We start from the raw sequence: 12521 nt of genomic DNA, 5'->3' as shown, positions 1-12521 counted from the left end.
CAGCGTTACGCAGTAACGAGCGCACAAGCCCGTTACTGCGTAACGCAATCTCCGGAGACAAATATGGCCAAGACCGCCGCTCAAAGACAAGCCGCCTACCGCGCCCGTCGCCCTCATGCCGGCGAGGACGGCAACGGCGAACGCCGCCTCAATCTGTGGGTCAGTACGCACACCGATTTGGCCATCGAACGATTGGCTCGCCGTTACTGCGTAACGAAACGCGAGATCGTCGAGCGCTTGGTCATCGCCGTGGATGATCGCATCATCGCCACCCTCGATATCGATGCACCCGAGTGGGATCAGTACTTCACCGCCGCTTCCGTTACGCAGTAACGGACTCCTAATTCACCAACAACGGCGGGTAAAAAACCGGCCCGCCGCCATCGACTGCATTACAATTTCTACGGTCCTGCCTGGGGGAGTTTGGGTGGCCATAAGTGGGGGAGTTTGAAGTGACCAACGGGGTGCTAACCGCTTACACGAAGCCGGCATTTACGCTGGCATTCTTGCTGACACTCACTAATTACTTGATTTTTTGGTGCCCCCACGCGGAATCGAACCACGACCTGATGATTACAAATCAACTGCACGACCTTCATGCTACGGGGGCACAGAGAGTGTCACTGGTGCGAATTATAGCCGACCTTGATGCTTGCTGGATCATTTTGAGCTTCTCGGTCAGGCACGAGCAGCTGTTCTTTGCGTCGCAATCCACTGTTAGAATGCCCTGACTGATTATTCGGTAGAATGCTATGCCATCCCCCTCGAACCCCTCGGAAATTGCTCGCGAAACCCTTCGTCTGCTGGCTTCCAGGCGCATTTCTCCCTCTCCCGAGAACTATCGGGACATCTATAACGAGATTGCGGGCACCTCCGGCAATCTCGCAGAAAATTTCCCCAAACGCGAGCTGCAGGCGCTACAGACCGCCCTACCCAAAGAGACCGCCGTTCAGCAAAAGCTGGTGAAGCGATTCGAACAGGCACTCAAGGGCAGGAACTGGGATGAGCTTCGCGACGGTATTGCCGAGTTGGTCAAGCAACTTGCCAATGAGCACGAGTTGCCCTGGAGTGATTTGTTCCGCGACTTCCTGCGCCAGTGGGAAAACAAGCAAGCAGGACTGACCGTGGCGCGCAAGCGGGAGGCGATCGAGCGAGTGCTGGTGGCCGCTGCAGGCAATAGTGAGCTGCTGTTCGGACGCCTGCAGGGTCTGGTGAAGTCGTGGGCAGGCAGTGCACCGGCAGACGGGGACATCCCTCTGGTGGATCCCGGAACCATCGCGATGCCTGAGGCCAGTTTGCCGCTCGTCGGCGACATCGTCGCAGACAGTGCCACGCGTACGAGCGAATTGTCGAGCGATCTGCGCGATCTTTTCGCGTATACCTTCGAAGATCTGGTCACGACACAACTCGTGGATGAACCGGAGCTGGCGGCCGATGCCCGCATGCTGGCGCACAAAGTTCGCTGCGCCACTTCCCCTTCCGCGCAGCAAGGCTTGCTGGCTGGCATCAAGCGCTTTGCATTCCGTCTGGAGATCCTGGCCGAAGACCGTGCCGAACTGCGTGCGGGCTTGCTCAATCTATTGCAATTGCTGATCGAAAACGTGGGCGAACTGGTCACTGAAGACCGCTGGCTGGCGGGGCAGATCGACATCGTCCGCGACATCGTTGCCAGCCCTTTGAACATCCGTTCCATTGGCGATGCCGAGGGCCGGCTCAAGGAGGTCATCTACAAGCAGAGCCAGCTCAAACGCAGCCTCAACGAAGCCAGGGAAAGCCTCAAGCAGATGCTGGCCGGGTTTGTCGACCATCTGGCAGAATTTGCTGATTCGACCTCTGACTATCACGACAAGATCGAATATTGTGCGCACCGGATCAGCATGGCCGAGGACATCACGCAACTCGAAGATGTGCTCGCCGAAGTGATTCGTGAGACGCGCATCATCCAGCTCAACGCTCAGCGCTCGCGTGACGAGCTGCGCGCCGCGAAACAGCGCGTCAGCGAAGCCGAGGCGCGCATCGGCGAACTGCAGGTGGAGCTCGACCGCGCCAGCACACTGGTTCGTCATGACCAGCTGACCGGTGCACTCAACCGCCGCGGTCTTGAGGAAGCATTCGAGAAGGAAGTCGCGCGTGCGCAGCGTCGCCAGTCGACCCTCTGCGTGGCCCTGCTCGACATTGACAACTTCAAGAAACTCAACGATTCGCTCGGCCACGACGCCGGCGACGCGGCCCTGATACACCTTGCCACCGTGATTCGGGAGACGATGCGTCCGCAGGACACGGTCGCCCGCTTTGGTGGCGAGGAGTTCATCATCGTACTGCCGGATACGTCGGTCGGGGATGCGCAGACAGCCATTGTCCGCCTGCAGCGTGAACTGACCCGACGCATTTTTCTGCATAACAACGACCGCCGACTGATCACCTTCAGTGCCGGGGTGACTGACCTGCAGCCCGGTGATACCCAGGTTTCGGTCACCAAGCGAGCAGACGAAGCCATGTATATGGCCAAACAGTCAGGAAAAAACCGGGTAATGATCGGCTGATGGGAAAGCGCCGGCAGCGTGCTCAGCCGTGGAACAGGCTCCTCAGGTTAGTTCACAGGCTACCGGCGATGGTCTGCCAGCCAGATACTTGAGTACTTCTCCGGCGGCCAGCAGCCCGAAAGGAGCGGTCACGCAAACCGATGAACCAAAGCCGGCACAACTCAGGCCGCTCAGCGTCTGTGGCTGCTCGCAGGAGTTGCTGCGCTCGGGGTAGCATAATGGTTCGCTGGAAAATATGGCCGGAACCCCGAATTTCTTCTTCGCCTCGCGGGTAAATCCATACTCTTTCCGCAGGAGCGAACGTACTTTGCAGAGCAGCGGATCCTGGATGGTGACCGCAAGATCGGCAATCTGGATGCGCGTTGGATCGATCTGGCCGCCGGCAGCGCCGGTGGTGATCAGCGGCACACCACTGCGTTTTGCCCAGGCGATCATCGCTGCCTTGGTGCGCACTTGATCAATGGCATCGATGAGGTAATCGAAGTCTCCGTCAAGCAGTGCGTCAACATTCTCCGGCGTCACGAAATCCTCGATTTCTCTGAGCACGCAGTCCGGGTTGATGGCTCGGATCCGTTGCGCCATGGCACTAACCTTGGCCTTGCCGAATTCGCCGTCGAGTGCGTGCACCTGACGGTTGACATTGGATTCGACGATCATGTCGAGATCGATCAGTGTGATCCTGCCGACCGCCGAACGCGCCAGTCCCTCTGCCGCCCATGAACCGACGCCACCGATGCCGACGACCGCGATATGCGCTTTCTCGAAACGCTGCAAGGCATCCGCACCATAGAGGCGGGCGATGCCGCCGAAGCGGCGCAAGCGATCGACAGGTGTTTCGCTCATTGCGTCTCCGGGGTTCGCCGGATGCTCCACTGGCATGGCTCGATCGATTCGCGCGTACCTTGCTGTCGGCAAGCGGCGTTACTGGTCTGGCTGTGCATGGGGCGTATTTCCGGCAAATGGTACTGCCGAGTGTAACCGAAAGCCGGGGTGCAAGTGCATGCCGCCCAGGGCAATATGGCAACCCTCGCGGTAGGCAGTCAGGCACGTTCCGGCAGCGGTTTGTGCGCATGCAGATCGTGGTGTAATTGTCCGAATTCAACTCGCCGCAAGAGGCCATGCTGGGCTAAACTTGCGGTTTTTTTGATCAGGAGTTTACATGCCCATTGTCACCACACCCAGTGGCTTACAGATCGAAGAGATCATTGTTGGCAGCGGTCCCACCGCCAGCGCCGGTCAGCACGTCATCGTGCATTACACGGGCTGGCTGGCCGATGGCAAGAAATTCGATTCGAGCGTCGATCGCAACGAACCCTTCCGCTTTCCGCTCGACGGGAAACACGTCATTGCCGGCTGGGAAGAAGGTGTGCCGGGGATGAGCGTCGGCGGCATCCGTAAACTTACCATTCCCGCCGATCTCGCTTACGGTGCCCGTGGCGCTGGAAAATTGATACCGCCAAACGCGAAGCTGGTATTCGAGATCGAACTGCTCGACATCGCCTGAGGATGGCCGACAGGCCACGCAGGACGTCCAGTCTGCTACCAGGGACAAGCGCTTCGGCAGCCTTCGGCCGCCCCTTGCCACACGGCGGCACGACCAGGCAAAAACCGGCGGCAGCCCTTGCCGCCGGCGCGCCGGACAGGAACGAAGCGCAGCACCAGGTCAGCGCCGGCGCAAAGCGCTCCACGGCTGCCCCGGTTCCGGCGGGTAGGGTGCTGCCTGACGGCGTACGCATCTCCAAGCTGATGGCCGAGCGAGGCCTGTGTTCGCGCCGCGATGCCGATGAATACATTGCGCGTGGCTGGGTTTACGTGGATGGACGGCAGGTCAGCGAACTCGGGACGCGCGCGGCTCCAGGTGCCGTCATCACCCTCAACCGGCAAGCGCAGGCGAATCAGCAAAGCCGGCTGACGATTCTGCTGAACAAGCCGATAGGTTATGTCTCGGGTCAGCCGGAACCTGGCTGCAAGCCGGCGGTGACATTGATTCGACCAGAAACACAGTATCGCATGCCGGACACGCCGGCCTTCCATCCGGCCTGCCTGAAGGGACTGGCACCTGCAGGCAGGCTGGACATTGATTCGACCGGCCTGCTCATCCTGACTCAGGACGGGCGAGTGGCACGCCAGTTGATTGGCGAAAACTCGATGATCGACAAGGAGTATCTGGTACGCGTCGAAGGCCATCTCGATGCCGGAGGCCTGGCCCTGCTGCAGCACGGGCTCAGCCTCGACGACCGCAAGCTGAAGCCGGCCCAGGTCGCATGGCTCAACGACGATCAGCTTCGCTTCGTTCTCCATGAGGGGCGCAAACGACAGATCCGGCGGATGTGCGAGCTGGTCGGGCTGCACGTGACCGGCCTCAAGCGCGTGCGCGTCGGGGCAGTCAGACTCGGCGACCTGCCGCTCGGTCAATGGCGCTTCCTGCGCCCCGACGAAAGGTTCTGATGGGTTCTGACGGAACGCATCTGGTCTGCCGATCGTTCAGAGAAAGACCGGCTCGGGCGTCAGTTCAACGCCAAAACGCTCGCGCACAGCGGCCTGCACGGCCTTCGCCAGAGCGATCACCTCGGCTCCCGAAGCGCCGCCGCGATTGACCAGCACCAGCGCCTGCTTCTCGTACATCCCCACCGGGCCGAGGTTGCGGCCTTTCCAGCCGCTCTGTTCGATCAACCAGCCGGCGGCGAGTTTGACGCGGCCATCGACCTGCGGGTAACGTGGCAGACCCGGAAACCGGTTGGCCAGTCGCTCACCGGCCGCCGCGTCCACCAGTGGGTTGTGGAAGAAGCTGCCAGCGTTGGGCAGAACCGCCGGATCGGGAAGTTTGCGGCGGCGGACATGGGTCACTGCTGCAGCGATTTGCCGGGCATTCGGGTTGGCGATCTGTTGTTGATCGAGCTCGGCAGCCAGGTCGGCGTAACCGGTCAGTGGCTGCCAGGCTTTCGGCAGGCGGAGAGTCACGTGCGTGACCACCCGACCAGCGTCGAGGTGCCAGCCCTGTTGTTTGAAGACGCTGTCGCGGTAGGCAAAGCGACAGGCTGCGCGATCGATGTGCAGCGTCTTGCCGCTTTGCATGTCGCAGGCTTCGAGCGACAGGAAGCGATCGGCGATTTCCAGCCCGTAGGCACCGATGTTCTGGATCGGTGCTGCGCCGACCGTGCCGGGGATCAATGCCAGATTTTCGAGTCCCGGCCAGCCCTGCTCTAGGGTCCAGCGTACCAGTTGATGCCAGTTCTCGCCGGCACCGGCGCGCACATACCAGGCGTCGTCATCTTCGGCGAGCAGTTGTCGGCCACCGATCGCCATGTGCAGCAGCAGACCGTCAAAGTCGCCGGAGAGCACCAGGTTGCTGCCCGCCCCGAGAACGAAGCGGCGAGGCACGCTGCTGCCGGTGAGTCGTGCCAGTTGACCGGCAGCGGTGATCTCGGCATAGAACGCGGCCCGGCCGGGCAAGGCCAGCGTCGTCCGCTTTGCCAGATCGACGTCACGCTTCACGAAATCCGGCAGTTGTCGGTCACTCATGAATGACGTTCTGCGGCGCCTGTGCTCAGAGCAGCGGTGCCAGCCAGCGTTGCGCTTCGCTGACGCTGAAGCCGGCGCGCTGCGCCCAGTCTTCGAGCTGGTCATGGGCGATCTTGCTGACCGCAAAATAACGCGCCTGCGGGTGCGCCAGATAGAAACCGGAAACTGCTGCCGCGGGCGTCATGGCGAAGGATTCGGTCAAACCCATGCCGGCATTGCGCGGTGCATCGAGCAGCTCGAAGAGCGGACCCTTGGCGGTATGATCGGGGCAGGCCGGATAGCCGGGCGCCGGCCGAATACCGCGATAGTCCTCACGGATCAGCGCTTGGCAGTCGAGAATTTCGTCACTGGCGTAGCCCCAGTAGTCGCGCCGTACTTCTGCGTGCAACCATTCGGCACAGGCTTCGGCCAAGCGGTCGGCGATCGCCTTCAGCAGAATCGAACGGTAATCGTCGTGGGCGGCGGCGAATTCGGCGAGCTTTTCCTCGATGCCGAAACCCGCGCCGACGGCAAAGGCGCCGATCCAGTCCGGCGTGCCGCGCTCGGCCACATAGTCGCTCAGGCAGTAGTGCGGCTTGCCCGCCGGGCGCTCGTGCTGCTGGCGCAGGTTGTGCCAGCTCAGCAATTTCTCGCTGCGTGATTCGTCGGCATAGATTTCGATGTCGTCACCGACGGCATTGGCCGGGAAGAGGCCAAAGACGGCGTTGGCACTCAACCACTTCTCGCTGACGACTCTTTCCAGCATCGCCTGCGCGTCACTGAAAACGGCGCGGGCGGTCGGGCCGACCACGGCATCGTCGAGGATCTTCGGGTAGCTGCCGGCAAGATCCCAGGTCTGAAAAAAAGGTCCCCAGTCGATGAAATCGGCGAGGATCGCGAGGTCGACATTGCGCAGCACGTGCAGCCCCGGCTTTTTCGGCACCGCCGGTCGATAGCTGGGATCGTTGTTCCACACGAAGCGCTTGCTGCGTGCCGTTTGCAGCGTCACCAGCGGGATGCCCTTCTTGTTGGCGTGCTGTGCGCGCACCTTGGCGTAGTCGGCAACGATCTCGTCCCGAAAAGCAGCAGCATGGTCGATCGAAAGGAGGCGGGTGACAACACCGACCGCGCGTGAGGCATCGGGGACATAGACCACCGGTCCGGAATAGTTCGGCGCGATCTTGATCGCCGTGTGCGCACGGCTGGTCGTTGCTCCACCGATCAGGAGCGGTACCGGCGAGCCACCATCGACCACGGCGGCAAATCCGAGACGCTCCATCTCGGCCGCGACATGGCTCATTTCCTCGAGCGACGGGGTGATCAGGCCGGACAGGCCGACGGCCTGTGCAGCATGCTCCCTGGCAGCGTGCAGGATCTTGTCGCAGGAGACCATGACGCCGAGGTCGATGACCTCGTAGCCATTGCAGCTCAGCACCACGCCGACGATGTTCTTGCCGATGTCGTGTACGTCGCCCTTGACCGTGGCCATCACGATCCGGCCCTTGCTGCGGACACCGGTGCGCAGTTTTTCGGCCTCGATGAAGGGAATCAGGTGCGCGACCGCCTGTTTCATCACTCGTGCCGACTTGACCACCTGCGGCAGGAACATCTTGCCGGCGCCAAAGAGGTCGCCAACGACGTTCATGCCATTCATCAATGGACCTTCGATCACCGACAGTGGTGGCTTGCCTTCAGCTTCCAGCGCGGCGCGGCATTCCTCGGTGTCGGCGACGACGAAATCGGTGATTCCCTTGACCAGGGCATGCGAGAGACGCTCTTCGACCGGCAGTTCGCGCCAGGCGAGGTCGGGGCCGCTGTCCCTGGCCTGGCCTTCGCGCACCGTCTGGGCAAATTCGACCAGCGCCTCGCCGGCATCGGGGCGGCGGTTCAGGACCACGTCCTCGACCTTCTCGCGCAGCACCGGGTCGAGTTCGTCATAGACTCCGAGCATGCCGGCGTTGACGATGCCCATTGACAGTCCGGCCTGGATCGCGTGGTAGAGGAAGACGGTGTGGATCGCTTCGCGGACCGGATCGTTGCCGCGAAACGAGAAGGAGACATTGGATACCCCTCCGGAAATCTGCGCACCCGGCAGGTGCGCGCGAATCCAGGAACAGGCCTCGATGAAGTCGACGGCGTAGTGGTTGTGCTCTTCGATGCCGGTGGCGATGGCGAAGATGTTCGGGTCGAAGATGATGTCCTCGGGTGGGAAAGCCGCCTGTTCGGTGAGCAGCTGATAGGCGCGCGCGCAGATTTCGGTCTTGCGCGTGTAGGTGTCGGCCTGTCCGCTCTCATCGAAAGCCATGACCACCACCGCCGCACCGTAACGGCGCGCCAGCCTGGCCTGGCGCAGGAATTCGGCCTCGCCCTCCTTCATCGAGATCGAGTTGACGATGCCCTTGCCCTGAATGCACTTGAGACCCGCCTCGATGACCTCCCATTTCGACGAGTCGATCATGATCGGTACGCGTGCGATGTCCGGTTCGCTGGCGATCAGCTTGAGGAAGCGATCCATGGCCGCTTGCGAATCGAGCATCGCTTCGTCCATGTTGATGTCGATCACCTGCGCGCCGTTTTCGACCTGCTGGCGGGCAACCGCCAGCGCAGCGTCGAAGCGGCCTTCGAGAATCATGCGGGCGAAGGCACGCGAGCCGGTGACGTTGGTCCGCTCGCCGACATTGACGAACAGCGACTCTTTGCCGACGTTGAAGGGCTCGAGACCGGACAGGCGCAGTTTTCTTTCGATCTGCGGGATGGCGCGCGGCTTGACACCAGCAACACGGCTGGCGATCGCCGCGATATGTTCGGGCGTGGTGCCGCAGCAGCCACCGACGATATTGACGAAACCTTTCCTTGCCCAGTCGGCGATTTCGGCGGCCAGTTGTGCAGGTGTTTCGTCGTAGCCGCCGAAAGCATTCGGCAGGCCGGCGTTCGGGTGCGCCGAAACGAAGCAGTCGCAGAGCTGTGACAATTCCTCGACGTACTGGCGCAACTCGCCGGCACCGAGGGCGCAGTTGAGCCCGAAGCTCAGCGGGCGGACATGCTTCAGCGAGTTCCAGAATGCTTCGGCGGTCTGCCCCGAGAGGGTCCGTCCCGAGGCGTCGGTGATCGTTCCGGAAATCATCACCGGCCAGCGGCGACCGGTCTCATCGAAGTGTCGTTCGATGGCAAACAACGCCGCCTTGGCGTTCAGCGTGTCGAAAACGGTCTCGACCAGCAGGAGGTCGGCACCGCCATCGCAGAGTCCGCGGATGGCTTCGGCGTAGGTGCCGACCAGTTCGTCGAAGCTGGTATTGCGGTAGCCGGGGTCATTGACGTCCGGCGAGATCGAAGCGGTGCGCGAGGTCGGCCCGATGACGCCGGCGACAAAGCGGGGCCTGGCCGGATCCCTGGCGGTGAATTCGTCGCACACCGCCCGTGCCAGTTGCGCGCCGGCCACGTTCAGCTCATATACGATGGCTTCGAGATGGTAATCGGCCTGCGAGACGCGGGTCGAATTGAAGGTGTTGGTTTCGATGATGTCCGCGCCGGCAGCCAGATACTCGGCATGGATCGCGCGGATGACCTCTGGTCGAGTCAGCAGTAACAGGTCGTTATTGCCCTTGAGATCATGCGCATGCGTCGCGAAGCGACTGCCACGATAATCCGCCTCCTGCAGACCCTGGCGCTGAATCATCGTTCCCATCGCGCCGTCGAGAATCAGGATGTGCTGTTCGAGGCGGGTTGTCAGTTCGGCAGTACGGTCGGCTTGCATGCATGGTTCCTTGTTTCGTTTGCTTGTTTTTTCGTTGATTCAAATGCGCGGGGCACTCACGTAGCGTGCATCGCGAGTTTCGATGTGGTGGATCAGAAAAGCCAACAGTTTGCGCGTCTGTCCGGGGATCAGTTCCTTTTCGCCTATCCGGTAGGTGTCGACCATGGCCGCCAGCGTGTCCAGCATTTCTGCGTGGTCTTCGACATGCTCGTCGAAGCCCTCATAACTGTCGAGCCGCATCAGCAGTTCTTCCGACAGGAAATGTGTTTTGCTGTACTCCAGCAGGGTTTCCAGGATCTGGCCGATTTCCTCGCTGCCGGCACGTGCCTCGACGGCAGCGCACAAGGCATCGATCAGGCCAAGCTGGACGCGGTGCTCGCCGTCCATGATCGGGTTCAAGCCCGGGAGGTGTCCATCATCGACCTGCGACATGAGCTATTCCTCAAAAGTTGCGCTGAAAATACCGACCGGCAGCATAGCATGCCGTCCCAGTGCCAGCGCGGCTTACGCCTCTCCGACCACGACGCGGTGATCGCCGTCGAGCCGATACACCGGAATGACCAGGTTGGCTGGCGCCGGTCCGCTGCGGAAGACGCGTCCGGCCAGATCAAACTTCGAAGCATGGCAGGGGCACAGGAACTGGCCGCGGACGCCCGACCCGCGGCGCAATTGCGGCGTGCAGCCCTGATGGGTGCATTGCCCGATGGCGACGAAGACGTCGGGGTGCAGCGAGCGATGGCGGTTGCGGCAGTTTTCGGGTTGCAGCGAATGCTCGCCATGCGGGTCGATGAGTTCATTTTCTTGATCGGCCAGCGCTGACACCTCTTCGGCCGTTCGCCGCAGAATCCAGAGCGTGCGACCCTGCCAATCGAGGACGCGCAGCTTTCCTGGCGGCAGGTCCGAAAAGTCTGCAGCAACCGGGCTGCCGCTCGGAGGCTGTGGTCTTTCCCCGAGATAACGGGCGACACCGACGCTCGCACCGACGACACAGAGGCTTGCCAGCATCTTCCGGCGACCGCTTTGCGGACTGCGGATCGGATCGTCATTCATGGCAGCGTTGAACAGGCTACACGCAATCGGGTGTGCATGATGCCACTCCTCTTCAAAACTGACTGGGAAAGTGGCGCAGCGCCTGGACGATTTCGTCGGCAGTCGTCGGTCTGACCAAGCGTGCCACTTCCTGTCCCTGTGCCATGAAAATCAGCGTCGGCCACAGCTTGACCCGAAAGGAACGGCCAAGACGGCGTCCCGGACCATCCTCGATCTTGACATGCTGCAGCTTCGGGTAGGCCGCCAATGCGGTTTCAAGCAGGGGCTGCGCTGCGAGACAGTAACCACACCACGGGGCTCCGAATTCGATGAGCGTCGGGCCTGGCAGCGAATCGATCTGCGAACGCGATGGTTCGGCTGTGGCAAATCGCCGGTTCATGCGGGTCTCCTGTTCTGGTGATTCATATGCTGCCGGCGTCGCGCAAGGCGCTGATTTCGGCGGTTGAGTAGCCGAGTCGCAGGAGCGTTTCGTCGGTATGTTCGCCGAGCGTCGGTCCCAACCATTCGGTGCTGCCCGGCGTCTCCGACAGCTTGGGTACGATGCCCGGGATCTTGAAAGGCCTGCCATCGGGCAGGGTGGCCGATTCGATCATCTGCCTGGCCAGATACTGCGGGTCGGCGAAGATGTCGGCGACCGAGTAGACGCGCGAGGCCGGGACTTCGGCAGCGGTGAGGACGGCGAGTACTTCCGATTCGTCGTGCGCTGTCGTCCAGGTGTCGATGGCCGCGTAGAGCTCGCTGCGGCGGGCATCACGACCGGCGTTATCGGTGAGTTCCGGGTCCTTGGCCAGATCTTCGCGACCGATCGCCTCCATCAGGCGCTTGAAGATCGCGTCGCCATTGGCACCAATCGTGACATGCTTGCCGTCGCGGGTGCTGTGCGTGTTCGAAGGGGTGATGCCGGGCATGATGTTGCCGGTACGTTCGCGAACGAAGCCGCAGACGTCGAACTCGGGCACCAGCGATTCCATCATCGCGAATACCGCTTCGTACAGCGCGACATCGACCACCTGCCCACGCCCGCCTTTGCCATCGGTGTCGCCCCGCTCCTTGTGGCGCAGGGCCATCAAGGTGCCGATCACTCCCCATAGTGCGGCAATCGAATCGCCAATCGAGATTCCGGTCTTGACCGGTGGCCGATCGGGAAAACCGGTCACGTAACGCAGTCCGCCCATCGATTCGCCAATCGCTCCGAAACCGGGTTGCTGCGCCATCGGGCCAGTCTGGCCGAACCCCGAGAGACGCAGCATCACCAGGCCGGGGTTGATTGCCGACAGGGCATCCCAGCCGAGCCCGAGCTTTTCGAGCACGCCGGGGCGGAAGTTCTCGACGACGATGTCGGCCTCGGCGACGAGCTTATGGACAATCTCGCGCCCCGCCGCATGCTTGAGATTCACCGTCAGCGATTTCTTGTTGCGCGATTGCACATACCACCACAGGGATGTGCCTTCGTAGAGTTTGCGCCACATGCGCAGGGGGTCACCGCCATCGGGCGATTCGATCTTGATCACTGCGGCGCCGAATTCGGCGAGGATACGCGCGGCGAAAGGGCCGGCAATCAGGCTGCCGAGTTCGATGACCGTCAGACCGGCGAGTGGTTTGTTCGATGGATTCATGAGGGATCAGTCCTGGAAGAACAAAGCCCCCTTGCGGGGGCCTTGTCAGTATGGCAG

11 protein-coding genes and 1 tRNA gene are annotated in these 12521 nt (G+C 61.8%); 4 read left to right on the top strand and 8 right to left on the bottom strand.

Annotation, left to right across the window (positions count from 1 at the left end; genetic code table 11):
* The first annotated feature begins 63 nt into the window (after positions 1 to 63).
* Complete coding sequence (locus tag V5B59_RS14545; protein ID WP_169071600.1) at positions 64 to 333, top strand: hypothetical protein; 270 nt, start codon at positions 64 to 66, stop codon at positions 331 to 333.
* A gap of 203 nt (positions 334 to 536) precedes the next feature.
* On the opposite strand, the gene V5B59_RS14540 is transcribed toward V5B59_RS14545, so the two are convergent.
* Positions 537 to 610: transfer RNA gene (locus V5B59_RS14540), tRNA-Thr, on the bottom strand.
* Positions 611 to 752: 142 nt separating this feature from the next.
* Here V5B59_RS14540 and V5B59_RS14535 point away from each other — a divergent pair.
* The gene (locus tag V5B59_RS14535; protein ID WP_169071601.1) at positions 753 to 2543 is read left to right on the top strand and encodes a GGDEF domain-containing protein; all 1791 of its coding nucleotides are present in this window, start codon (positions 753 to 755) and stop codon (positions 2541 to 2543) included.
* 42 nt (positions 2544 to 2585) lie between these two features.
* Here the strand turns inward: V5B59_RS14535 and tcdA are convergent, their stop codons facing one another.
* Entirely contained in the window at positions 2586 to 3386 is an 801-nt protein-coding gene (tcdA, locus tag V5B59_RS14530) for a tRNA cyclic N6-threonylcarbamoyladenosine(37) synthase TcdA (protein ID WP_169071602.1), read from the bottom strand.
* Between the two features lie 316 nt (positions 3387 to 3702).
* On the opposite strand from tcdA, the gene V5B59_RS14525 reads away from it, so the two are divergent.
* The gene (locus V5B59_RS14525; RefSeq protein WP_034929377.1) at positions 3703 to 4047 is read left to right on the top strand and encodes an FKBP-type peptidyl-prolyl cis-trans isomerase; all 345 of its coding nucleotides are present in this window, start codon (positions 3703 to 3705) and stop codon (positions 4045 to 4047) included.
* 74 nt (positions 4048 to 4121) lie between these two features.
* A complete protein-coding gene (locus tag V5B59_RS14520) occupies positions 4122 to 4991 on the top strand; it encodes a pseudouridine synthase (protein WP_332351983.1) in 870 nt (289 codons plus the stop codon).
* 36 nt (positions 4992 to 5027) lie between these two features.
* Here V5B59_RS14520 and murB read toward each other — a convergent pair whose 3' ends face one another.
* The 6 genes from murB to V5B59_RS14490 form a co-directional block, all read right to left on the bottom strand.
* The gene (gene murB, locus V5B59_RS14515) at positions 5028 to 6065 is read right to left on the bottom strand and encodes a UDP-N-acetylmuramate dehydrogenase (protein WP_211203499.1); all 1038 of its coding nucleotides are present in this window, start codon (positions 6063 to 6065) and stop codon (positions 5028 to 5030) included.
* A gap of 25 nt (positions 6066 to 6090) precedes the next feature.
* Positions 6091 to 9798 carry a methionine synthase gene (metH, locus tag V5B59_RS14510; RefSeq protein ID WP_332351982.1) on the bottom strand — a complete coding sequence of 1236 codons (3708 nt, stop codon included), beginning with the start codon at positions 9796 to 9798 and terminating at the stop codon, positions 6091 to 6093.
* A gap of 39 nt (positions 9799 to 9837) precedes the next feature.
* Positions 9838 to 10230, bottom strand: coding sequence for a bacteriohemerythrin (locus tag V5B59_RS14505; protein ID WP_169071603.1), 393 nt, complete (start codon positions 10228 to 10230; stop codon positions 9838 to 9840).
* 72 nt (positions 10231 to 10302) lie between these two features.
* The gene (petA, locus tag V5B59_RS14500) at positions 10303 to 10848 is read right to left on the bottom strand and encodes a ubiquinol-cytochrome c reductase iron-sulfur subunit (protein ID WP_169071604.1); all 546 of its coding nucleotides are present in this window, start codon (positions 10846 to 10848) and stop codon (positions 10303 to 10305) included.
* A gap of 52 nt (positions 10849 to 10900) precedes the next feature.
* On the bottom strand, positions 10901 to 11227 hold the full coding sequence (locus V5B59_RS14495) for a thioredoxin family protein (protein ID WP_034910615.1): 327 nt from the start codon (positions 11225 to 11227) through the stop codon (positions 10901 to 10903).
* 22 nt (positions 11228 to 11249) lie between these two features.
* Entirely contained in the window at positions 11250 to 12464 is a 1215-nt protein-coding gene (locus tag V5B59_RS14490) for a CaiB/BaiF CoA transferase family protein (protein ID WP_169071605.1), read from the bottom strand.
* Between the last annotated feature and the right edge of the window lie 57 nt (positions 12465 to 12521).

This window comes from Candidatus Accumulibacter contiguus, assembly GCF_036625285.1.
Taxonomy (GTDB): domain Bacteria; phylum Pseudomonadota; class Gammaproteobacteria; order Burkholderiales; family Rhodocyclaceae; genus Accumulibacter; species Accumulibacter contiguus.
This window is presented reverse-complemented; position numbering and strand designations above follow the sequence as displayed.